We start from the raw sequence: 21,168 nt of genomic DNA, 5'->3' as shown, positions 1-21,168 counted from the left end.
TCCCTCACTTCTTCTTCGGCGAGTAGGTCAGCGCCATGTGACGGAACGTGTTGTTCATAAGCACCGCGATCAGCAGCATGACGCCGATGATGAGGCTCGACCAGTTGCGGTCGAAGGTTGTGAAGTAGATGCCCTGGTTCACAACGGCGAAGGTGATCGTCCCGAAGAAGATCCCGATCACGGAACCGAAGCCGCCAGTCAACAGGACGCCGCCGACGACAACCGAGATGATCGCGTTGAAGATGAAGGTCATGCCGCCGGAGACCTGCGCCGAATTGAAGAGGATGGCCTGGCACATGCCGACGAAGGACGCACTCGTGGAAGAGAGCACGAACAGGATGATGGTCAGTCCCGCCGTAGGGATGCCGGCATTCCGCGCGCTGCCCCTGTCTCCACCCATCGCGAAGACCCAATTTCCATACGGCGAGAAATGGATGAAGAAGACGAAGAGAGCGGTGATCGCGATCCACCAGACGATGATCACCTGGAAAGACCCGAATAGAAACTGGCCGAAGAGGAATTTTGCCCACGGATCGGCGGTCAGGGCGACGCTGGTCGTTCCGGTTACCAGAACCGAGACGCCGAGCATCAGTCCCTGGACCGCAAAGAGCGTGCCGAGTGTTACGATCAGCGATGGCACCGCCGTGCGCACCACGAGATAGCCGTTGGTCAGACCGACGATGAGACCGATGCCGATCGACCCGAGCATGCCGAGCCAGATCGGAAAACCGTAATAGCCGGATATGATCGCCACCGTCATCGAACCGGCGGGGATCATCGCGCCGATTGAAATGTCGAGATCGCCGGCGATCATCAAAAGTCCGATCGGCAAAGCGACAATGCCGAGATTGGCAGCGACGTTCAGCCAGCTCGCGGCCCCGGCAGGTTCCAGAAACTTGGCGCTTCCGAAGATGATGAAGAACGCCAGCACTCCAAAGAGCCCGAGAAAGGCACCCGCCTCAGGGCGGCGCAAGAGGTTGCCGACAGACAGATTGTTCATTTGCTGTATCCCCAATCAGGCTTCTTTTCGAAGCATGGGACGTCTCATTGCCGATCCGCGAGTTTCTCGCGGGCCGGAGCGAAGCCTGCCCGATCTATCGGGCGCCCTGTTTGACGCCGACCATGACCGCGTCGATATTGGAAACATCGACGATACCCGGACCCGTCAGCACCGGCGCCGTGGGCAGGTTGGTGCCGAAGTCCAGATGGGATGCCAGTAGCGTTACGCTGAGCAGGGCTTGGAGATAGGGCTGCTGGTCGATCGCGAAGGTCTGAGAGCCGTCCTTGATGCGCGCCAATCCCGATGCATTCAGATCGAAAGTGCCATGGACGACTTTCCCCACCTTGCCTGCTTGATTGATCCCGCTCGCAGCGGCGTCCGCGTCGGTCGCTCCGACGTTGAGGACGCCATCGATTGTGTCATCCTGAATGAGTGTGGCCTTCACCGCCTCGGCGATTGCCGTTTGATCACCGAAGCTCGTGGCCGGCAGCGGCAACTGCTTGCCCTTGCCACCCCTAGCGGTGATGCCATCGATCACGCCTTTGCACCGGGCCTCCTGATTGGCAGCACCTGGAAGCGTATTGACACAAATGACATTCTTTGCGCCTTTTGATCCCATATATTCGCCGCCAGCCTTGCCGGCGACATATTCGTCCGAGCCGACATAGTTGATCGCGCCGAGCTCGCGCGCCTTATCGATATTGCCGGCGTTCATGAGGATGATTTTGATCCCGCTCTGAATAGCAGCCTTGATCGCTTCATCCTCTGCCGCCGGCACCCAGTCAGGGACCACGATGCCCTTCACACCCTGGCTCATCGCGGTGCGTACGAGCTGCGCTGCGTCCGGACCGAGATTGTCATAGGTCTGCAGCTGGAGATAAGTTACCGTACCGCCGTTCTTTTCGAGAACGGGCCTCGCATCATCGACACCCTTCTTGATGCGGCTCCAGAACTCGTCATCCGTCTTGCCACCGACCACGGCGATATTGGCGGCCAGGGCGGCAGAGGCACAAAGGGCGACAACAGACGCCGCCAATACCCCTTTGAGGGCACCCTTAAAGAACTTCATTAGATTTCCTCCCGAAAGTTGCTCTCGAGATCACATCTCCTCTGATCGATCTCGGCAACGCCAGGCAGTAGTACCAAATGAACTGCTTGTTCGAAATAGCTATTGCAATGGAATGAATATTTTGTATCTTTTATTCCATTCTAAAATGAATTGGATAATGTCATGAAGGCACGCCCTACGATCGCGGATTTGGCCAGTACCGCCAAGGTGAGCATTTCCACCGTGAACAGGATCCTTAACGGTTCATCCTCTGTGAAACCGAGGACAATCGAGAGAGTTCAAAAGGCTGCGGAGGAAATCGGCTTCTATGGTCGGGGCGTCATCGAAGACCGGCAAAGAAATGCCCGCCCCTCATATTGCTTCGGATTTCTTTTGCAGCAGTCGACCCGAGAGCTATACCGCCTCTTCGGCTCCAGCATCGTCAATGCATGTCAGCGGAGATCCGGTGAGAAAGTCGAGGCGCTGGTCGAATTTGTCGACGTTTTAAGTCCCGAGAACATCGCAAACAGATTGGATGCCCTGGGAGAAAAATGCGATGCGGTCTCTGTCATTGCGGGAGATCATCCCCTGATCGGACAGACAATTCATTCTCTCAAGCTTAGAGGCAAGCCGACCGTTGCCTATATAACGGATCAGAGCGCTCCAGATCGCGCCGGCTACGTCGGGACCGACAATTGGAAACTGGGCAGAACTGCCGCATGGTTTTTAGCCCAGACTGCCCAATCGCCCGGGCGGGTTGCAGTGTTCATCGGTAATCACCGCTACCAATGCCAGGACGTCTCGGATGCCAGCTTTCGCTCATATATGCGCGAGCATGCGCCTCACATCCAAATCGACGATAGCCGGCCAACTCATGAAGAGCCCGAGGAGGCTCATCGGATCGTTAGCCAACTGCTGTCCGAACTCGATGACCTGAGAGGTATCTTCATAATTGGAGGCGGGATTTCGGGGGTTCTCAGGGCACTGCGCGAGGCGGCTCCCGAAAGAAGAGACAAGGTGAAGGTGGTCTGCCGCGACCTTGGTCCGGAGACGCGTAAGGGACTGACGGAAGGCCTAATCACTGCAGCTTTGTGTCATCCGATGGACCGAATCTCTGACGAATTGGTCGCAACAATGATTGCCTCCCTGACCCATCGCGACAGCCCGGCAATTCTCCAACGTATCGTGCCGTTTGAGACGATAACTCCAGAGAGCGTGTGAGCCTGCAATGCGAGATATCGGGCAGCAGTCTCAGTATCGAAGAACTGATTTGACCGGCGTCGACGATAAATTGAGCCTGGTGGCGGCGGTGGGGATAATGACAAGCAAGGCAACGTGCTTCGACTACCCATCTCAATTTACATGTCGAGGCGAATACGCTTAGACTCCGCTGTTGCCTGCCCGGCGGCGATATCAGTGGTTCGCATATGGACCCGCGCGGAGCGCGATGGTGCACTTTTTCCTTAAGAAACCCAATATAAAATTGGCAAACTTCCGATCGAAGCTCGGAAAACCCTACGAAGCAGATGCATATCGGCGACTGCCGGCGTTTGTGCCTGTGATCGTCAGGCGGCGTCTGCTATGGCATTGGCTCTCGCATCGCTTCCAAGCAAAAAAGAGATGCAGGATTTATAGGTAATGCTGCCCTCGCAACTATCATCGGTGATTGGATGACCACATTCTCCGTCCGGCATATCACCTCCTATCGCTACACAAGACCTGTGGAGTTTGGCGAGCACCGCCTGATGTTCAGGCCAAGGGACAGTTTCGACCAGAGGCTGTTGAGCTCCCACCTGCAGGTCGATCCGCAGCCGGAATACGTCCGATGGATCCATGACGTGTTCGGCAATTGCGTCGCCCTGATTGGTTTTGCGGAAGCTTCGCGTGAACTTCGCTTCGAGACAACAATTCGCCTCGACCATACGCCGCACATTGCAATCGACCTTCAGATCGACGAGGCGGCCTTGACCTATCCTTTTGCATACGATCCGGAGGAAGCGCTTGATCTGGAGCGGACAATCCATCGCCATTACCCAGACCCGGGGGATGCGGTCGGCAAATGGGCGCGGCAATTCGTGCGGATCGGCCAGCCTACCGAAACCGGGCACTTGCTGATGACCTTATGTTACGCGATCCACGAGAGCTTCATCTACGCTCGGCGGTTGGCGCATGGCACGCAGACTCCGCTGGAAACTCTGCAGCTTCGGCGTGGAACCTGTCGCGATTTTGCACTGCTAATGATGGAGGCGGCGAGATCGCTTGGGCTCGCTGCCCGCTTCATCACCGGCTATATCTATGTTCCCGACCGTGACGGCTCGTTGACGCTCGGGGGCGGGTCGACCCATGCCTGGTGCCAGATCTACCTTCCGGGCGCCGGCTGGGTAGAGTTCGATCCCACCAACGGTATCGTCGGCAACCGCGACCTGATCCGGGTCGGCGTCGCCCGCGACCCGAAACAGGCGATACCCCTGTGGGGCAGCTATGATGGCAGCGCATCCGATTTCGACGACATGTCCGTGCAGGTAAATGTCACGACCGATGATCGCAGTGCCAGGCTTTGAGGTCCACGTCCCCGGACAAGGCTGGCGCCCACTCGCCCTTCAGGTTCGTTTAAGCGAGCTCCGATAAAGCACGGATCGTGCGAACACTCGCGCCCCCCAGCCGGAGGTTCGCACAGGGAGGTCTTTTCAATAGGCCTTTTTAAGCTCTGCCTCAATGCCACGAGGCAGAGCTCTTCTCGTTTGTCATCGGCATGCACCGCTTCACAATGCCGTAGTTGAGGTCGGATACCTTCTTCATCCAGGCAAGCCAATGGCATTGCGGCAACTCGGCAATGATCTGCGAGACCAGGGGAACCTTCGTCGTACTTGACTTCATGTGTCCCTCTGGCACGGTAAATGTTACGTCAAAAATAGGAAGATCCATGACCCCAGAACGTTTTTCCGAATGCCTTTTGCATATCCGCTGGACGCCCATCAATCTGGCGAGTGCCCTGCAATGCGACTTGTCGTGGGTGGAGGCGTTGGAAGCAGGCAATGCCGAAGTGCCGACTGGATTGGCGGCGTGGCTTGAAACTCTCGCACAATGCCATGAGGCTGCCGGCGTTCCAACGACCTATCGCGGACGTGGGCACGAGTGAGATCAACAGTGGCGAGCCGGCGGCTAACGCGAGTTATCGATGAGTACCACCCCCGGCGGAGGGATTTGAAATGAATGATGATTTTCGCTTAAAGCTTGTCAAGATTAGAGACGAAAAAGTCGCCCATCGCAATGAGCTTCTGGCGATGAAGTTGCAGGGCGCAGCTGCGAAATGGGTCAACGAAGATATCGATATTGACGGCATGATCGCCCGCGAACAACTCGCGATCGACAACCTCGACGATACGATTGCCCGCCTCAGCTAAAAGCGCCCGATCGTAACCTGAAGGCGAATCCTCGCCATCGACATTCGCGCGGCTTCTGATATTTCTTCTATTTTACAGCGACGACCGTTCTTGGAGGAACTTCACCGTCGGGAGGAACACATGACCGGCAAACCGAACAACCGTGATGCCGCCGCCCTGTCAGCCGGCGCGGTGGCGCTTTCGAATTCCGCCATGCTTGCAGCGCTGATCGGTCATCTTCGGCGGATCGGCGCGGTCAGCGCGGAAGCAGAGCGCGATATGTATGAGAACGCCCTTCAAATGCTTGAGGAAAGCCAGGGCGATGACCAAAGCGGCGTATTCGCAGCGGCTCGGGAACTGATTGCAGAGCATTTGAAACCGCATGGCTCCAAGCTGGCAACTTAGGATAGGTTACAGATAAAACAGGATCATGCGAACACTCGCGCCCCACCTCCTGGGCAAATGCGATGTCGTGCAAACGATTATGTTTTTCGGCTCGCATGTACCGCAATTTGGGGTTTGCAAGAGACAATAGGATTTCCAGTTCTGCCATTGATTATCATTCCACGGGAGGCTGAAAGAGAGTATCTTGTACGATGGAGGAAGGTCATGCGTCGCTACCTCATCGAATGCGTTCTTCAACCAGAGGAGATCGACAATCTTCAAAAGATTTTCGACGTTATCATTGCTCAGCCCTGGTTCGTTTTGAACGATGTCAACCGAGAGATGTTTGCGGTGGATCTGATCAAGCTCTACCAAAGTGGAATTGTTGATTGCAATATACTACGCGATCTCGCCACCTCGAGAGCCATTAGGCGCTTCGGCCGAGAAATGCCGAGGACCCCATCGGAGAGAGAAAGAGAAGCCTATGAACAAGGCATTTCTGCAGGAAGACGACACCTGAACGATAGGCCCAATCCATATCCGGAAAACAGCACTCTTGCAGCTGCCTATGAGAATGGTCTTCTTGACGGTCAAAAGCTGCAATAGATGCCAGCCCGTCCGATTCTCGCGGGCTCGACCATATCTGGCCTGAATTTACCGCCAATTTGATGAAGAGGGACCGCCGTCGATCGGCGGAACGTCGTCGCACCGTCGCCAAGAATTTCGCGTCATCCCTGTAATTTTCCTCGTTTCCCTAAGGAGCTCAGGCCTACATACCCGGAGGCGCCGCGTCACGAAAGGATGATTTATTATCTAGGAATTCACCCTTGAGTAGTGTAATATTAGCGGACGGACAAGTTCACACCCCTGACACTTGGTCGCACTAAGTGAGCCGTTATAGGTCTCCCGGCTCTGCCTTGCCCCACACGGCAGAGCCGCTTCTCTATTCCAAGAGAAGGAATGCCAATGGTGTGGCCCTTCGGGCAGCCGTATCCGGCCCGGCGAAAGCGTTCAGAGAAGTCGTCTCAGCCGTAATCCGTCGACCTGCGCCAAGCAGGCGAAAAATATCAATACGAAATTAAGGGCTGGCTGTCCGCAATCGTCAGCGAAGAGTAGCGGAGGACCGCTACAATCAACTTCAACGCGCCTGAACGGGCCAACTACATCTAGGGCAGTTGGACGCCTGTGGCTGTGGTGTAGACGCGGTATACCGATTGCGTCGCAGCGATAAACAGCTGATTGCGGCGACGCCCGCCAAAAGTCAGGTTGGCGACCGTCTGCGGTATCTTGATCTTGCCGAGCAAGGTGCCATCGGGCGCGAAGCAATGCACGCCGTCGCCGGCACTCGTCCAGATATTACCCGCAATATCCGCGCGGAATCCATCCGGAATGCCCGCGTCGATGTCGCAAAACACCCGGCCGTTGGCGAGCTTGTTTCCATCGATCACGTCGAACACGCGAATGTGCCGCGGAGCATTGATGTCATGGCTTGCGGCAGAGTCGGCGACATAGAGCTTGGTCTCGTCAGGTGAGAAGGCCAAGCCGTTCGGCTGACGGAAATCGTCGACCACGATCTCTAGTTCGCCGGTCGCCGGGTCCAGCCTGTAGACATTGCGTGTCGCCTGTTCCGGCTCTGCTTTGTAACCCTCGTAGTCCGACAGGATGCCGTAGGTCGGATCGGTGAACCAGACGGATCCATCGGAGCGGACGACCACATCGTTGGGCGAATTCAACCGCTTGCCCTTGTAGCTATCGGCAAGAATGGTGATCGAACCATCGATCTCGGTGCGCGTCACTCGGCGGGTGCCATGCTCGCAGGATACCAATCGCCCCTGGCGGTCGCGCGTGTTGCCGTTGGCGAAATTCGATGGAGCACGGAAGACCGACACGCTCCCACCCGGCACCCAGCGCAGCATGCGTTCGTTCGGGATATCGCTCCAGATCAGGCATCCGGTATCTGCGAACCAGACCGGCCCCTCCGCCCAGCGGCAATCGGAATAGAGTTCCTCAAGACCGGCACTGAGAACCACGAGATCGCGGAACCGCGCGTCGTACATTTCGTAGATGGACGGTGCGTCGTTTGGCATTGCTGTTTTCCTGTAAAGACCGCTGGGAACAGTGTCAGCGCCCGCCGATGGGGCGGCCGCCGGCAACGAGAATGACGGCAATGATGATTAAGCCGGTGAGAATGAGCCTTGGGCCTGCGCCGAAACCATAGGTGTTCAGCATGGAAACGACCAGGAACATGAACAGGGACGCACCCCATATGCCCGGCACATTTGAATCGCCGCCGGCGACCGCCGTGCCGCCGATGATGACGACGGCGATCGACATCAGCAGATATTCCGCCCCCATATTAAGAGCTGCGCCACCGGAGAAGCTGGCGAGAAGATAGCCGCAGATCGAGGCGAGAATGGCGCAGAGTACATAGGTGGCAAGCCGCGTGCCGTCGACGGGAATGCCGGCCATGCGCGCGGCAAACATGCTCTGTCCGATCGCCGAGATCCAACGACCGTAGATCGTCCTCTCCAGCAAGACCCAGGCAAGCGCCGAGAGCAGAAGCGCGACGATGGCGACATTTGGAATGCCGAGCACGCCGGACGTGGTGAAATCTGCCAGCTGCTCGGGCGGCTTGATACGCAGCCCGCGATTGCTCCAGATGGCCGCCGACTGAATGATGAAGCTCATCGAGAGGGTCGCGATAATGGGTGGAATGCGCAACAGCTTGATCAGCGCATAGTTGCCGATCCCGATGCCGAGACCGATCACGATCGACACCAGAAGACCCGGCACGACCATGCCGTCCTCGACATTCATCAGCTTCAGCGCAATCGTACCGGCAAGCGTCATGGTGGCCGGCACCGAGAGATCGATATTGCCAGGCCCGAGCGTGATGACGAACATCTGCCCGATGCCGACGATGACGGAGAAGGCGGCAAAGGTGAGTGCGGCCTGCGACAGGCCAATCGAACTGGCGCCGCCGGTGAAAAGCACCGTGATGATCCACACGAGGATGGCAGCGACAAAGGACCAGATCCAGGGCTTCCGGCCGAGCGCACGAAGAGCGATCATGATTGTTTCTCCCGCTTTTCGACACGGTTGAGCAAGAGCCTCAGGGCAAGCACGATGACCAGGATCGCACCCTGCGCACCGATCTGCCAGTCCGGCGAGATCCGCAGGAAAGACAGAAAGGAGCCCGCCAACGTCAGCGTCAGCGCGCCGATCACGGCACCCACCGGCGAGACGCGCCCGCCCGTGAATTCGCCCCCGCCAAGGATGACCCCCGCAATCGACAGCAAAGTATAGCGCAGCGCTATATTCGCATCCGCTGAGGTCGTAAGGCCGACAAGCGCAACACCGGCCAGCACGGCGAAGAGGCCGGCCAGAGCGTAAGCCGCTGCACGCAGGCTGACGACGGACCAGCCCGCACGCTGGAGCGATCGCTGATTGCCACCGACACCGCGGATCAGGACACCGAAGGAAGAGCGCATGACAATCAGGTGGGAAATCAACGCGATGACGACGCTCGCGACGATTGCTATGGGGACGAGTGGCGGTTTCGAGGTCATCAGCCAGCGCGCCCAATCCGGCGCGGTACCGCCTGGTGCCGGCAGCAAAAGGACCGCCAGACCGCCCCAGACGAAGCTCATGCCGAGCGTCACGACGATCGACGGCAGATCCCTGATATAGATGACGATGCCGATTACGGCATAGACGGCAATCGCTGCAGCCAGGATGAGGATGCCGATGAGCGGGGACGACTGCAGATAGGTCGCCGCCACGCAGGCGGTGAAACTGACGAAGGTTCCCATCGACAGATCGAGATCGTTGACCGACATGATCAACATCTGGGCGATCGTCGCGAGCGCAATGGGCACGGCAAGATTGAAGAGCAGATTGAGGCCGATATAGCTCATGGCGCGCGGCTGCAAATAGAAGACCGCGACGAGCAGGACGGCAAGCGAGAGCGCCGGGATCAGCAGGCGCAAGGTGGCGGAAGATGGACGGTTCATGCGTCTTCTCCGGCAAATGAAGCGGCCAGCACATTTTCCTCGGTGATTTGGTCCCCGACCAGTTCCGCGACGATGGCGCCATTGCGGAAGACATAGGCGCGATCGCAGAGGCGGATCTCATCCATCTCGGTCGAGTACCAGATGAAGGTGCGCCCGGCCGCTGCTTCGTGGTTCAGGATCCTGTAGACCTCCTGTTTGGTGCCGATATCGACGCCGCGCATCGGATCGTCCATCAGCACAATCGGCGACGTGGTCGCTAGCGCACGAGCAAACAGAACTTTCTGCTGGTTGCCGCCCGATAGCGACAGGATTCCGTTTTCCATGGCTGGCGTGCGGATTTCGATGCGGCGCTTCCAGTCGGCTCCCAGGCCTTCTTCCCGCTGTCTGTTGACGAGGTACTTCTGCGAGAGCTCGCCCAGCGATGCGATGCTGAGGTTCTTCAAAATGCTCCACAGGGGAAAGGTGCCATTCAGGCTTCTGTCGCCGGCAACGAAGGTGATCTTGTCCTGCCTGCCCGGCAGCCAGTTGCTCGAGAGCGACCGATGGAGATCGAGGAGCATTTCGGTCTGGCCGTGGCCAGCAAGACCGGCAAGGCCGATCACCTCGCCCTTGCGGACCGCGAAGGGAAGACCCTTGCCGCCGCGCGCAGGCAACGCAAGAATGGGAGATACCGCGACACGCTCTTCGTTCCTCACTTTGCGATCCTGTTCCTTGACGACACTACCCATCGCCTGAACAAGGCTGTGCACGGTAAAATCCTGAGCCACGCGATCGGCAACGACGCGGCCGTCTTTCATGACCAGAATGCGGCTCGCGGTCGACAGGATCTCGCCAAGGATATGCGAGATCAGCATCACGGCGCCGCCTGTCTGAACGAAAGCTCGGACATAGGCCATCAGTTGCGCCGCCAATCCGGCATCGAGCGAAGAGGTGGGCTCGTCGAGAATGACGAGCTTCGGCTCTTCCCCCACGGCGCAAAAGGTAATCGCGATCTCCACCATCTGCCGCTCAGCGATGGAAAGTTCGCCGACAGTGCGCATGACATCGATCTTGTGGCCGGTGAAAATCTCGTCGAGCTTGGCGCGGATGATCGCTGCAGCCTGCCGCCGCCAGTTCCAGCCGGCGAGGCTGCGGTGAACGACCCGCATGTTCTCGACGACGGTCAGGTTCGGCGCGAGCGATAGCTCCTGGAAAACACAACGAATGCCATGCGCACGCGCAGCGTTGATGCCATGCACTTTATCGTCGCCCTCATAGGCGATGATGCCTTCGTGCGGGCTCAGGCCGCCATTGATCACGTTGACGATCGTCGACTTGCCGGCGCCATTGTGACCGACAAGACCGATACATTCGCCGGCAAGAATTGTAACATCGGCGCCATCAAGCGCCTTGACGGCACCGAAATGTACCTTAATGCCGCGGGCCGAGACGACCGCTTGCGGCTCGGCATCCTGTCTCATCGAAGCATTGTCTTTGACTGCAATCATGGATCGTCCGGTCGGGCGTTGCGTCTGCCCAGCGCCACCCTCTCATCGGGCGGCGCTGGTTTTAAATAGCAGGTTGATATCGACTACTTCGCCGTGGCGATGGCTTTCTTGGCATCGTCGAGCGTGTATTCAACATTGGCGACACCGCCAGCCTGGGTCGAGGCAAGGTTGGTTTCGAGATTGTTCTGATCGATGCGCAGGAACGGCACGACCAGATCCTTCTTCACCTGCTGGCCGTCGAGGATCTGCTGGGCGACCCAGAAGGCGAGCGTCGAGACGCCGGGCGCGATGGAAACCGACATGGTCTCGTAGCCGCTGGCGTCCTTCTCCTTCTTCCACCAGGCAAGCTCGTCCTGGCGGTTGCCCATAACGATCGTCGGCATGGGGCGCTTTGCGGCTGCGAATGCTTGCGCGGCGCCATAGCCGTCGCCGCCCTGGGTCACGACCGCGGCAATGTCAGGCAGGCTCGGCAGGATACCCGCGACGGCGCGTTGGGCAACATCCTGCGCCCAGTCACCATGCACCGAACCGACGATTTTGAACTGCGGATATTTAGAGGCCGCATCGTGGATGCCGGCCGAAATCTCGTCATCTACGGAAACGCCGGCAAGCCCGCGAATTTCCAGGATATTGCCGCCCTTCGGCATTTTCTTCGCGAGATACTCGATCTGGCTTGCGCCCATGCCCTTAAAGTCGACGGCAATGCGCCAGGCGCAGGGTTCGGTGACGATGCCGTCGAACGAAACGACGACGATCTTGGCATCGCAGGCTTCCTTGATCGCGCCGTTCAGCGCGGTCGGCGATGCAGCATCGATGACGATCGCATCATAACCCTGCAGGATCATGTTCTGGATCTGCGCGGCCTGCTCGGTCGCCTGGTTTTCTGCCGTCGTGAACGGGTCGGCGGCGGCAACGACGCCCGCTTTCACGGCCTCGCCGGTCACTTTCTGCCAACTGGTGAGCATGGCCTGGCGCCAGGAGTTGCCCGCATAGTTGTTCGACAGGGCAATTTTCTTGGATGACGTATCTGCAAAAGCAGCAGCCGGTACGGCAACGCTCGCGATGACGGCGGACGCCAGAAGCATCTTGGTAATATTCATTTTTTCCTCCCAAAGAGCCTGTACTTCAACTTCCAGGCCAAGATTTTCGAGCGCGCTCCTCAACGAACGATCGAAAATATTATTTGCACTGAAGGTTCCCCTTTCAGTAGAAACAGGATGTCCGAGATTGTGACGCTTGTACAGGCGCTTAAAGGGCGGGACCTTGCGGGATCCCGCAGAAAAGATGCGCAAGTCCGCAGGACGAACGACTTTGTTCGGCGCTTAATAGCGTTGGAAATTTACATGCTGCGATCGGCCGGAGGAGTTGAGGTCGACGCGTTGCCTGGGAGGGCCTGTCTTGCGCGATCTGGCGCCGCAATCGGTCTTTGACCATTACCTCAACATTTCAAGGCTCATCGCAGGACGGCTCGATTTTCACTCCGTCATCCAGGCGGTCGCGGCCGAGATCAACCATGTCATCCCGCATGATCACCTCGATGTCTGCATCATCATGGTGGATGAAAAATTCCATACGGCCTACGAAAGCGGAATGGAGACCGATTGGGGCAAGCGCTTTCCCGCTCCCGTCAGCAACAGCCCCATCCGCACGCTTCTGTGGGGCGAGACCGACCATCTGCTGACAGATGACGCCTGGAGCGATGCGCAATTCCATTTCCAGGGGGCCTTTTCGCATCCGATCTTCCATCAATCGCTGCACAGCCGCCTGCATGTCCCCCTCAAAGTCCAAGGCCACGTCATCGGGGCACTCTCCTGCTCCAGCCATCAGATGGGCTTTTACGACATGCAGGATGTCGAAAGCGCACGTGTGATTGCCGATCTGTTGGCTCCGCACTTCTTCGCCATCCGCGCGGCCGATCAGGCGAAACGATCCGCTATCGTCGAGGCGGAGGCACGGGCTCGCGAGGAAGGCCTGCGGCTCGGCGCGCTGAAACTGACGGAGGCCCTTGAGGCGGAGCGCCAGCGCATCGGCATGGATCTGCACGACCAGATTCTCGCCGATCTCACTCGACTTTCGCGGCGGCTGGAACGGCTGGCGCGTCAGCCTGACGTCACAGGCGAGGCGCTCGAACCTCTCTTCCGGGGTCTGCAGCACAGCATGCACGATCTTCGCCAAATCATTGAGGAAGCAAAGCCCTCGGTCCTTCAGCTCTTTGGCTTTGCCCAGGCGGTGGAAAACCACCTCGAACGGTCGATCCAGGAAAGCGGGGCAACGCTGACATGGAGGCTGAACGATGAAACGAGCGGTGCCATCGACCGCCTCGAGCAATCAGTCAGCATCGCGCTCTTTCGCATTATACAGGAAGCCATCAACAACGCGATCCGCCATGCCCAGGCAAGCAGTATTGTGGTTCATCTTAAGGCCACCGAGGGAGCCATCACCATCGATGTCATCGATGACGGCCTCGGGCTTGGAAACGCCCACAGATCCTCTGGCGGCGGTATCGAAAACATGAAGACGCGGGCGCGATTGATTTCGGCGCGCTTCGCGATCAACGCCGCAGCGGTCTCCGGAGGCACGCTGGTCAGCGTCAGCCTGCCCGCCAAAGAGCTATCGGCCAAGGGAGCTGCGGCATGAAGGTGCTGATCATCGAGGACGATCCTCTCCATCGATCCTATCTCAGCGAGGCCATCCGCGCCGCCCTCCCCGAATGCGATGGCGTGCTGGAAGCAGAAAACGGCGGAGCCGGAGAGCGGCTGGCGCGCGATTGCAAATCCGCCCATATCGTCATGGACCTGCAGATGAGCGAGCGCAACGGCATCGAGGCTGCGCGCACCATCTGGAAGGAGCGCCCGGAAACGCGCATCCTGTTCTGGTCGAACTACTCGGACGAAGCCTATGTCCGCGGCGTCTCTCGCATCGTGCCGGTCGGTGCCGTCTACGGTTATGTCCTGAAATCGGCCTCCGACGACCGGCTGAAGCTTGCGCTGCGCAGCATTTTCATCGAAAGCCAGTGCGTGATCGACCGCGAAGTGCGCGGCATGCAGCAAAGAAGCCTCGGCACCATCAACGGCTTCACCGAGGCCGAGTATGAAATCCTTGTCGACATCGCGCTCGGCCTCACCGATCGGGCGATTGCGCACAGGCGCAATCTGTCGGTACGCAGCGTGCAGAACCGGCTGCAGCAGCTCTACATCAAACTTGGCGTCTATCAGCCGCTCGGTGCCCAGAGCGACGAGGGCCGGTTCAATCTGCGGGCGCGAGCCATTGCCGTCGCGCTCCTTCGAAAGCTACTCAATCACAGCGCGCTGGAGCGGGCCGAGGCGGATCTGAGCGCCTGGCTTGCACGCCAGCCGCACAGCTGATGGAAAGAACTTTGCCGCCGGCGTCAATCACGCTTGACGCCCTCCCCGTCGAATGATTGTCTATTGCTAGCAATAGACATTAATCCAACCTCACGGAACCCTTCATGTCCGCCGTTTCGCCTGTCATCCTCCTTAATCCCATAGACGACGTCGCGGTTGCCCGCGCGATGATCCGTGCCGGGAACCAGACCGGCATCGAAGGATTGATCGCCGCCGAGCAGATTCCGCGCGGACACAAGGTGGCGGTGCGCGATATCCCCGCCGGTCAGGAAATCCGTAAATTTGGCCAGCCGATCGGCATAGCGACGCAATTCATTCCGGCGGGAGGCCATGTGCACCTGCAGAATCTCGCCGTCATCGAATCCGAGCATCCCTACCAATTCAGTGTCGATATCGAAGAGACGGGAATGCTGTCGCGCGAGGACTGTCGCACTTTCATGGGCTTCGATCGCGGTGCCGGCGGCGTCGGCACCCGCAACTTCATCGGCATCATCACCACGGTCAACTGCTCGGCCACCGTCTCGAAATATATCGCCGAACACTTCAACCGCACCGGCGGCCTGGAAGGCTTTGATAATGTCGATGGCGTCGTCGCGCTCACCCATGGCGGCGGCTGCGCGATCAATATGAATTCCGAGGGCTACCGCTACCTGGCGCGTACCCTGCAGGGCTATGCGCGCCATCCGAATTTCGGCGGCATCCTGATGATCGGGCTTGGCTGCGAAACCAACCAAATTGCGCCTATTCTGGAGCACTACAAGCTAGAAGAGGGAAACCGGCTGCGCACCATGACCATTCAGGATCTCGGCGGCACGCGAAAGACCATCGCCGCCGCCTCCGAGATGATCCGGGATATGCTTCCCGAGGTCAACGCGGCCGAACGGACCGTTCAGCCGCTTTCGGGATTGAAATTGGCTTTGGAATGCGGTGGATCGGACGGCTATTCGGGAATCTCCGCTAACCCGGCGCTCGGATATGCCTCGGATCTTCTCGTTCGCAATGGCGGGACATCGGTTCTGGCGGAAACACCGGAGATCTACGGCGCGGAACACCTGCTGACGCGGCGCGCTGCAACGCCTGACGTTGCTGAAAAACTGCTCTCCAGGATCGACTGGTGGCGCGACTATACGCGACGCAACGGCGCCGAGCTCAACAACAACCCATCCTACGGCAACAAGCTCGGCGGGCTCACAACCATTCTAGAAAAATCGCTCGGCGCGGTCGCCAAGGGTGGCACCATGCCGCTTAAGGCGGTCTACGAATATTCGGAGATCGTCGACAAGACCGGCTTCGTCTTCATGGATACGCCGGGCTATGATCCGGTTGCCGTTACCGGCCAAGTCGCCGGCGGCTGCAACGTGATCTGCTTTACGACAGGCCGGGGATCGGTGTCGGGCTTCAAGCCGGCTCCCTGCATCAAGATCGCCACCAACACCGAGATGTACAATCACATGCGTGAGGACATGGACATCAATTGCGGTGACATTGTCAGCGGCGAGGATACGATCGAGGCGGCCGGCGAGCGCATCTTCGAGGACATCATTGCAGTTGCCTCCGGCAAGAAGACGCTGAGCGAAACCTTCGACTACGGCGATAATGAATTCGTGCCCTGGCAGGTCGGCGCGATCACCTGATACCGCTTTTATCTGCTAGGCGATGAAGCTGTAATCATCAGGCTGATAATGCTCGCGAATATAGGCAGCGCGCGCCTGGACATTCGGCTCGGAATTGCGGATGTGGTTGCGCATGGCCTTGCGTAACCCCTCCTCGTCGCGCCGCCGCATCATCTCGAAGACACCGATATGTTCAGCAAGAAACGGCTCGTATTCCGGCATTTTGATGCGAATGCCGACGACATGCTTGCTGAGCGTCAGGATGCAATGGGTCCGCCTGAGGATGCTCAGGAACTCCTTGTTCGGGCAAGCCTGAAGGCTGCGAAGGTGAAGATCGAGCTCCAGTTCGTACATGGTCGAGGCCGAAACGTCGGGATAATCAGCAAGCGCCGTCGACAGCCGCGCTAGCATCATGCCGATATGATCATCCGAAAGGCCGCCCAAGGCGCTTGAAAGCGCGATCGGCTCGATCTGCTCGCGCACCTCGTAAAGATCGCGGATGCGCTGGCTGTCGAGCGGCACGATCGACCAGCGGAAATTGTCGTCCTTTTCAATAATGCCGAGCGTTTCGAGCTTCAGGAGCACATCGCGCGCCACCGCACGGCCGACCCCGAAATGCCGCGCAAGCTCGTTTTCATTGATACGGTAGCGCCCGAAAAACGAGCGGTAAACAACGATGCGCTCGACATTTTCATAAAGCGCCTGCCAGGCAAACATCGGCCTTGCATCGGCCTCGATCAGCTTGCCGAGATAGTCGGCCAGCTTCTCCCGTCTGGGCGCCGTTCCCGACGAGCCGACGACAAAACCGCGGCCGTCGAAGCGATTGATCAAGCCATCCTCGACCAGCATTTGCAGCGCCTGCCGAACGGGCGCGCGGCTGCTGCCGACAATGCCGGCAAGGGCAGCCTCGGTCAGCACGATGCCTTCCGGCACGGCACCCTCCAGGATTTCAGCCTTCAGCCGCCCATGAAGCTCCTCATAAAGGCTCCTCTTGCGCGGTCCACCGCTGCCCTCCAAGTCCGATACGCTCATACCGCCCATTTCCCTTGTGCGCAGATCCTGCCGTTTCGCTGAGGAACATCGCACAATTGGGAGGAAGACAACAATCCTGGAAAGACCGTCGTGCAGGGCAGCAACGCGCGGCAGGACATTTTTACCGACCGAGGTGACGGCACCGATGATGGTGTCATACGTTCCTCGCGTTTCGTTGAGAGGAATGCCGCGCAATTTCTCGACCATCTAGCGATCGTAGAGGACCGGGGCAAAAAAAGCCGGACCCACCCTGCTTCCCTACACTTTCTCGGCGAGCAACGCCGAGTTTCGCGTAATTCTCAGCCGGCGGATCAGACGCACGATACGCAGCACGACATCAGCAAATGCTTCGCGGGACACTCAGAGGCGTTCCCCTTTGAGGTTCCAAGCGGCTGCTCGTCGACAAACCTGCAGCCGTGCTTTGACGGCGGGCCAGAGTAGCCAGATGTTCGGCGAGTCTGACGGCCAAGGCGACGGCGGGAAGCGTGGGGTTAGCTTGTCCGGATGTAGCGAAAACGGAGCTACCGGCGATGTAGAGGTTAGCGATATCGATGACGCGACAGTTGTGGTCGACGACGGCGTGGTTGCGGCCCACGCCCATCTTGGTCAACCCGATCTGATGGTAGCCGTCTTTGGCTTGTGCGGCGATATGCTCTTCAAGATTCTCGGGGGCTGTATCGAATATCAGCTTGCCTATTTTGCGCTCCTTGAGCCAGCGATCAAGGGCGAGATGTGCTTGGAGCGTGCCGCGAAAATCCTGAGGTAAATATTGGAATGAGACCTCGAGCTTGAACTGGCCGTCCGCATCTTGCACGGGCTTGAGGAAGGCGCGGTTTGAACTGCTTGGAATTTGCTCCCCATGGTAACGAAGGCCGTATCTCAAGTCAGGCCTGCGCAGCAGAACATATGGTTCGGCCACACGGTATTTTTGGTTAAACAGCGCCAGCGCGGCAGAGGTCGTGCCAAGAGGATTGCGCAGGACATTATGCAGCACATTATAGTAACGGGATCGGTCGGCTTCGCCCCATCTCGCCCTGTGAACGACGGTCTTCCGACTGTTCCAAAGATATAGCAGCGAGAGCGCCGGATCGACCTCATCGACAGCAGCCCTCCGGTTTGTGGGCCAAAAAGCGATATTCGGCAACTCGAGTGCGCGTTGCAATTGGGGGGCGGGTTGAAACCGGTTACACACGAAGGTTCCGGTGGATGTGCGCTTAAAAAGATACCGTTCGGCATGTTCCTTGGTGGCGAATTCGATCTGCGCGATCTGTCCGGCGAGGTGTCCCATGTAGAAGCGGCCGAGCGGCCCATCGCTTCCGCCGAACAATTGCGGAAATGCAACCTGGAGGTTCAGCAGCAGCCGGGTATTGCCCCTGCCGCCACAGGCCAGCACATAGTGGTCGGCGCGCACCTTGTACGAACTACCGCGGCAGGCGATCGACATGGAATGGACCCGTTCTTCTACTGGGTCGAATACCAGAGCTTTGACCCTCGCGTCTAAAGCGACGACGAGGTTCTGCGAAGAAGCGATCTCAGCCCTGTTGGCTCTCGCTGTGTTGCGTATTCGTGTCCAGCTTTCCCGGGATGCTGGAAAATCACTCTCCGGCTCCGGATCCGGATCCGGATCCGATCGCTGGTCGCCGATATTACTGCTCAAAAGAGACCGCGCCCGCTGATAGAAAGGCGAAATCTTTTCGTGAGCAATAGGCCAACCGGAGTGTGTGACATAATCTCTTGCTTCGAAGTCTATATCATCAAGCTCAACGCATTGCCCACCCCATCGTTCGGACGTGCCGCCAAGTCCGGTGGCCGAAGTAAGTCGGTCCGCAGCGTGATAGATATCGTCTCCTACGTCGAACCCTGTTTCGTTTTGGTGAGGTCGTTTCGATCGTTTCGGCCCGGCTTCGATAAGCAGCGTTCGCAGGCCTCGCCGGCTCAATTCCAGTGCAGCGGAAATACCGACCGGGCCTGCGCCCGTGACGCACACGTCAAACACCTGTTGAAAGACCTCTAAATCCGCAAACATCTGCCCCCCCAAAATTTCGAGCTAGCGTCCTTTCAGCAGCGGCCGCAATCCCGTTACGTCCCCTTGCGGCACTGCGGATATGTCTTGGCGCGATCGCCACCGGATGGAAGGTGGAGGCGCAGACCTGCGGGGGCACGCTAATGCTTCACCATCAGCAGAACAATTTCACCTTAAGTGGAATGAATTTACTCGTCACTTCGAGCAAAAGGATTAGTAACAGCTTTGCACGCTCTGCAATCCCGATCGTCGTCCAGCTCAAACAAAAGGCATCCGTAATGGCAATCCGAAGTGCGCTACGTCAGACGTTCGCCGATCGTGTTGGCGGATGGCGCTATCAAGACGCGCACGCTGCTTGGCGCCAGGGCGATGCATGGGGCAATCTAAAAACAGGCGCGACCAAGCCGACCCTGTTCCCCAGCCTTGCATTGAGCGGCCGCACACTGAGACCGAAGAAAGGCACACCGACAATAATTGTATCAAAAGGCGGATCGCCGAATGCTGCGGTTTTAACAGTCAAACCACAGGAAGATCGAATGGGGCCGCCGCGCGTGAGCCGGACGGCTGAGAACGCCGCACGGCGCCACATTGAGAGCCTGACTCAAAAGCCTGCATTCTTGACAGCTCAAAGTCAGGCAGCCGCCACCGCCTCCCGTCGCGCGGTCCTGCGCAATACCTCCGCGGGCACACCGAAGGTCCGGAGGAACGCTCGACGCATGCGTTCGCGGTCGGCAAAACCTGTCTCCTGCGCCACGACGTTCACCGTGTGCCGCCCCTCTTCAATCATGAATCTGGCCGCTTCCAGCCGAAGTTGCTCGACGGCTTTTGCCGGTGACTGCCCGGTCTCGGCCAAAAAGGCACGGCTGAACTGGCGGGGGCTGAGATTGGCAACCGCCGCAAGCTCCTCGATCGTGAGCGGGTTCCGGAGATTCTGGCGAATATGAGCCAGAACCAATTCGATGCGATCGGATTTCGGCGTCATGTCGAGGAGCGCGGAATGCTGCTTTTGTCCGCCCATCCGACGCTGGTTCATGACCAGAAGCCTGGCGACCATCTTCGCGGTTTCGGGACCGAGATCATTATCGATCAATGCTAGAACGAGGTCGATCCCTGCGGTCATTCCCGCCGAGGTCCAGATCGGGCCATCGTTGATGAAGATCCGGTCCTCTTCCGTTTTGACGTCGGGAAACCGGATCCTGAAGCTCGCTGCATGGGCCCAGTGCATCGTCGCGCGCCGGCCATTCAGAAGGCCCGCCTCGGCAAGTACAAACGCGCCGCTGCAGATGGAGGCAGTCCGCCTGGAGGCTTTGGCGGCTTCTCGTACGAACGCGATCACGCTCGCATCTGAGGGCGGCATTTCCATCTCGGTGATCGACCCCACGATGACGGTGTCGAAGGCGGGATCTCCAAATGCCTCGGTTTCCAGCATCATTCCCGAGGAAGACCGAACTGGACCACCATGTTCAGACAGCAAATGGATGTCGTAGCGCTGGTCAGCCGGGGGCAGGTTCACGATCTCGAACGCCGTTAGCGCCGCAAGGCTCATCAACTGGAATCCGCGCGGTACGATGAAACCGACCCGATGCATATTCACTCCTAGTGTCCGGAATTCATATACTACCCTAAATTAGTGACATCCACGAGATACGTTCGGAAGCCTATTTTCGGTGCCCACGAGAGAACTTCGCAGGCTCGCGCCTTCTATGTCACGAATGGTGGCAAGAACGACCTACGTCGAGTCAACAAAACGCGTTAAGACTTAAGCAACATACAGATCTCGCCCTGCCTAACCAAGGTATTGCTCACCACCTGGATAGTGA

General features: G+C 58.4%; 19 protein-coding genes and 1 pseudogene. 9 read left to right on the top strand and 11 right to left on the bottom strand.

Features of this window, described 5'->3' with window-relative positions:
• Positions 1–4: 4 nt before the first annotated feature.
• Together FHT28_RS09695 and FHT28_RS09690 are read right to left on the bottom strand one after the other, a co-directional pair.
• Positions 5–1,000 (bottom strand): ABC transporter permease, encoded by a 996-nt coding sequence (locus FHT28_RS09695; protein WP_037190771.1) that lies wholly within the window; start codon positions 998–1,000, stop codon positions 5–7.
• A gap of 94 nt (positions 1,001–1,094) precedes the next feature.
• Positions 1,095–2,069, bottom strand: coding sequence for a substrate-binding domain-containing protein (locus FHT28_RS09690; protein WP_047561259.1), 975 nt, complete (start codon positions 2,067–2,069; stop codon positions 1,095–1,097).
• A 162-nt stretch (positions 2,070–2,231) separates the two neighbouring features.
• Between FHT28_RS09690 and FHT28_RS09685 the strand changes: the two genes are divergently transcribed.
• A complete protein-coding gene (locus FHT28_RS09685) occupies positions 2,232–3,269 on the top strand; it encodes a LacI family DNA-binding transcriptional regulator (protein ID WP_047561257.1) in 1,038 nt (345 codons plus the stop codon).
• Positions 3,270–3,718: 449 nt separating this feature from the next.
• Positions 3,719–4,609 (top strand): transglutaminase family protein, encoded by an 891-nt coding sequence (locus tag FHT28_RS09680; RefSeq protein WP_047561255.1) that lies wholly within the window; start codon positions 3,719–3,721, stop codon positions 4,607–4,609.
• 151 nt (positions 4,610–4,760) lie between these two features.
• Here the strand turns inward: FHT28_RS09680 and FHT28_RS09675 are convergent, their stop codons facing one another.
• A complete protein-coding gene (locus FHT28_RS09675) occupies positions 4,761–4,925 on the bottom strand; it encodes a hypothetical protein (RefSeq protein WP_168596095.1) in 165 nt (54 codons plus the stop codon).
• 46 nt (positions 4,926–4,971) lie between these two features.
• Here FHT28_RS09675 and FHT28_RS09670 point away from each other — a divergent pair, with 46 nt between their 5' ends.
• The 4 genes from FHT28_RS09670 to FHT28_RS09655 all read left to right on the top strand — a co-directional run bounded on the left by FHT28_RS09670 (position 4,972) and on the right by FHT28_RS09655 (position 6,421).
• Positions 4,972–5,187, top strand: coding sequence for a hypothetical protein (locus FHT28_RS09670; protein ID WP_080760641.1), 216 nt, complete (start codon positions 4,972–4,974; stop codon positions 5,185–5,187).
• Positions 5,188–5,257: 70 nt separating this feature from the next.
• Entirely contained in the window at positions 5,258–5,452 is a 195-nt protein-coding gene (locus tag FHT28_RS09665; RefSeq protein ID WP_037190784.1) for a hypothetical protein, read from the top strand.
• Positions 5,453–5,572: 120 nt separating this feature from the next.
• Positions 5,573–5,836: a hypothetical protein gene (locus FHT28_RS09660; protein ID WP_037190786.1), complete on the top strand. Its 264-nt coding sequence runs from the start codon at positions 5,573–5,575 to the stop codon at positions 5,834–5,836.
• A 204-nt stretch (positions 5,837–6,040) separates the two neighbouring features.
• Positions 6,041–6,421, top strand: coding sequence for a hypothetical protein (locus tag FHT28_RS09655; RefSeq protein WP_037190787.1), 381 nt, complete (start codon positions 6,041–6,043; stop codon positions 6,419–6,421).
• 560 nt (positions 6,422–6,981) lie between these two features.
• Here the strand turns inward: FHT28_RS09655 and FHT28_RS09650 are convergent.
• The 5 genes from FHT28_RS09650 to FHT28_RS09630 all read right to left on the bottom strand — a co-directional run bounded on the left by FHT28_RS09650 (position 6,982) and on the right by FHT28_RS09630 (position 12,415).
• Positions 6,982–7,902 carry an SMP-30/gluconolactonase/LRE family protein gene (locus FHT28_RS09650; RefSeq protein WP_168596094.1) on the bottom strand — a complete coding sequence of 307 codons (921 nt, stop codon included), beginning with the start codon at positions 7,900–7,902 and terminating at the stop codon, positions 6,982–6,984.
• A gap of 34 nt (positions 7,903–7,936) precedes the next feature.
• On the bottom strand, positions 7,937–8,887 hold the full coding sequence (locus FHT28_RS09645; protein ID WP_037190793.1) for an ABC transporter permease: 951 nt from the start codon (positions 8,885–8,887) through the stop codon (positions 7,937–7,939).
• Positions 8,884–9,828 (bottom strand): ABC transporter permease, encoded by a 945-nt coding sequence (locus FHT28_RS09640; RefSeq protein WP_047639548.1) that lies wholly within the window; start codon positions 9,826–9,828, stop codon positions 8,884–8,886. The genes FHT28_RS09645 and FHT28_RS09640 overlap by 4 nt, the downstream gene beginning before the upstream one ends.
• The gene (locus FHT28_RS09635) at positions 9,825–11,315 is read right to left on the bottom strand and encodes a sugar ABC transporter ATP-binding protein (protein ID WP_168596093.1); all 1,491 of its coding nucleotides are present in this window, start codon (positions 11,313–11,315) and stop codon (positions 9,825–9,827) included. Before FHT28_RS09635 ends, FHT28_RS09640 begins: the two co-directional genes overlap by 4 nt.
• Before the next feature lie 83 nt (positions 11,316–11,398).
• The gene (locus FHT28_RS09630) at positions 11,399–12,415 is read right to left on the bottom strand and encodes an ABC transporter substrate-binding protein (protein ID WP_037190798.1); all 1,017 of its coding nucleotides are present in this window, start codon (positions 12,413–12,415) and stop codon (positions 11,399–11,401) included.
• 298 nt (positions 12,416–12,713) lie between these two features.
• Here FHT28_RS09630 and FHT28_RS09625 point away from each other — a divergent pair, with 298 nt between their 5' ends.
• From FHT28_RS09625 to FHT28_RS09615, 3 genes are all read left to right on the top strand, one after another.
• A complete protein-coding gene (locus FHT28_RS09625) occupies positions 12,714–13,952 on the top strand; it encodes a sensor histidine kinase (RefSeq protein WP_168596092.1) in 1,239 nt (412 codons plus the stop codon).
• Positions 13,949–14,680, top strand: a complete 732-nt coding sequence (locus FHT28_RS09620; RefSeq protein ID WP_168596091.1) for a response regulator transcription factor — start codon at positions 13,949–13,951, stop codon at positions 14,678–14,680. Before FHT28_RS09625 ends, FHT28_RS09620 begins: the two co-directional genes overlap by 4 nt.
• 104 nt (positions 14,681–14,784) lie before the next feature.
• Entirely contained in the window at positions 14,785–16,314 is a 1,530-nt protein-coding gene (locus FHT28_RS09615) for an altronate dehydratase family protein (protein ID WP_037190808.1), read from the top strand.
• A 15-nt stretch (positions 16,315–16,329) separates the two neighbouring features.
• Here FHT28_RS09615 and FHT28_RS09610 read toward each other — a convergent pair whose 3' ends face one another.
• The 3 genes and pseudogenes from FHT28_RS09610 to FHT28_RS09600 form a co-directional block, all read right to left on the bottom strand.
• The gene (locus FHT28_RS09610; protein WP_246704820.1) at positions 16,330–17,532 is read right to left on the bottom strand and encodes a GntR family transcriptional regulator; all 1,203 of its coding nucleotides are present in this window, start codon (positions 17,530–17,532) and stop codon (positions 16,330–16,332) included.
• A gap of 130 nt (positions 17,533–17,662) precedes the next feature.
• Positions 17,663–19,351, bottom strand: a complete 1,689-nt coding sequence (locus FHT28_RS09605; protein WP_168596090.1) for a GMC family oxidoreductase — start codon at positions 19,349–19,351, stop codon at positions 17,663–17,665.
• A 506-nt stretch (positions 19,352–19,857) separates the two neighbouring features.
• Positions 19,858–20,936 (bottom strand): annotated as a pseudogene (locus FHT28_RS09600) (GlxA family transcriptional regulator).
• Between the last annotated feature and the right edge of the window lie 232 nt (positions 20,937–21,168).

The sequence above is a fragment of the Rhizobium sp. SG570 genome, assembly GCF_012275345.1.
Classification (GTDB): Bacteria; Pseudomonadota; Alphaproteobacteria; order Rhizobiales; family Rhizobiaceae; genus Rhizobium; species Rhizobium lusitanum.
The sequence above is the reverse complement of the archived record's forward strand: the minus strand, read 5'-3'. Positions and strand labels throughout refer to the sequence as shown.

Bases quoted from the DNA above. Each gene is read 5' to 3' on its own strand.
- FHT28_RS09695 (WP_037190771.1), bottom strand. From the start codon at position 1,000: ATGAACAATCTGTCTGTCGGCAACCTCTTGCGCCGCCCTGAGGCGGGT.
- FHT28_RS09690 (WP_047561259.1), bottom strand. From the start codon at position 2,069: ATGAAGTTCTTTAAGGGTGCCCTCAAAGGGGTATTGGCGGCGTCTGTT.
- FHT28_RS09685 (WP_047561257.1), top strand. From the start codon at position 2,232: ATGAAGGCACGCCCTACGATCGCGGATTTGGCCAGTACCGCCAAGGTG.
- FHT28_RS09680 (WP_047561255.1), top strand. From the start codon at position 3,719: ATGACCACATTCTCCGTCCGGCATATCACCTCCTATCGCTACACAAGA.
- FHT28_RS09675 (WP_168596095.1), bottom strand. From the start codon at position 4,925: ATGAAGTCAAGTACGACGAAGGTTCCCCTGGTCTCGCAGATCATTGCC.
- FHT28_RS09670 (WP_080760641.1), top strand. From the start codon at position 4,972: ATGACCCCAGAACGTTTTTCCGAATGCCTTTTGCATATCCGCTGGACG.
- FHT28_RS09665 (WP_037190784.1), top strand. From the start codon at position 5,258: ATGAATGATGATTTTCGCTTAAAGCTTGTCAAGATTAGAGACGAAAAA.
- FHT28_RS09660 (WP_037190786.1), top strand. From the start codon at position 5,573: ATGACCGGCAAACCGAACAACCGTGATGCCGCCGCCCTGTCAGCCGGC.
- FHT28_RS09655 (WP_037190787.1), top strand. From the start codon at position 6,041: ATGCGTCGCTACCTCATCGAATGCGTTCTTCAACCAGAGGAGATCGAC.
- FHT28_RS09650 (WP_168596094.1), bottom strand. From the start codon at position 7,902: ATGCCAAACGACGCACCGTCCATCTACGAAATGTACGACGCGCGGTTC.
- FHT28_RS09645 (WP_037190793.1), bottom strand. From the start codon at position 8,887: ATGATCGCTCTTCGTGCGCTCGGCCGGAAGCCCTGGATCTGGTCCTTT.
- FHT28_RS09640 (WP_047639548.1), bottom strand. From the start codon at position 9,828: ATGAACCGTCCATCTTCCGCCACCTTGCGCCTGCTGATCCCGGCGCTC.
- FHT28_RS09635 (WP_168596093.1), bottom strand. From the start codon at position 11,315: ATGATTGCAGTCAAAGACAATGCTTCGATGAGACAGGATGCCGAGCCG.
- FHT28_RS09630 (WP_037190798.1), bottom strand. From the start codon at position 12,415: ATGAATATTACCAAGATGCTTCTGGCGTCCGCCGTCATCGCGAGCGTT.
- FHT28_RS09620 (WP_168596091.1), top strand. From the start codon at position 13,949: ATGAAGGTGCTGATCATCGAGGACGATCCTCTCCATCGATCCTATCTC.
- FHT28_RS09615 (WP_037190808.1), top strand. From the start codon at position 14,785: ATGTCCGCCGTTTCGCCTGTCATCCTCCTTAATCCCATAGACGACGTC.
- FHT28_RS09610 (WP_246704820.1), bottom strand. From the start codon at position 17,532: ATGGTCGAGAAATTGCGCGGCATTCCTCTCAACGAAACGCGAGGAACG.
- FHT28_RS09605 (WP_168596090.1), bottom strand. From the start codon at position 19,351: ATGTTTGCGGATTTAGAGGTCTTTCAACAGGTGTTTGACGTGTGCGTC.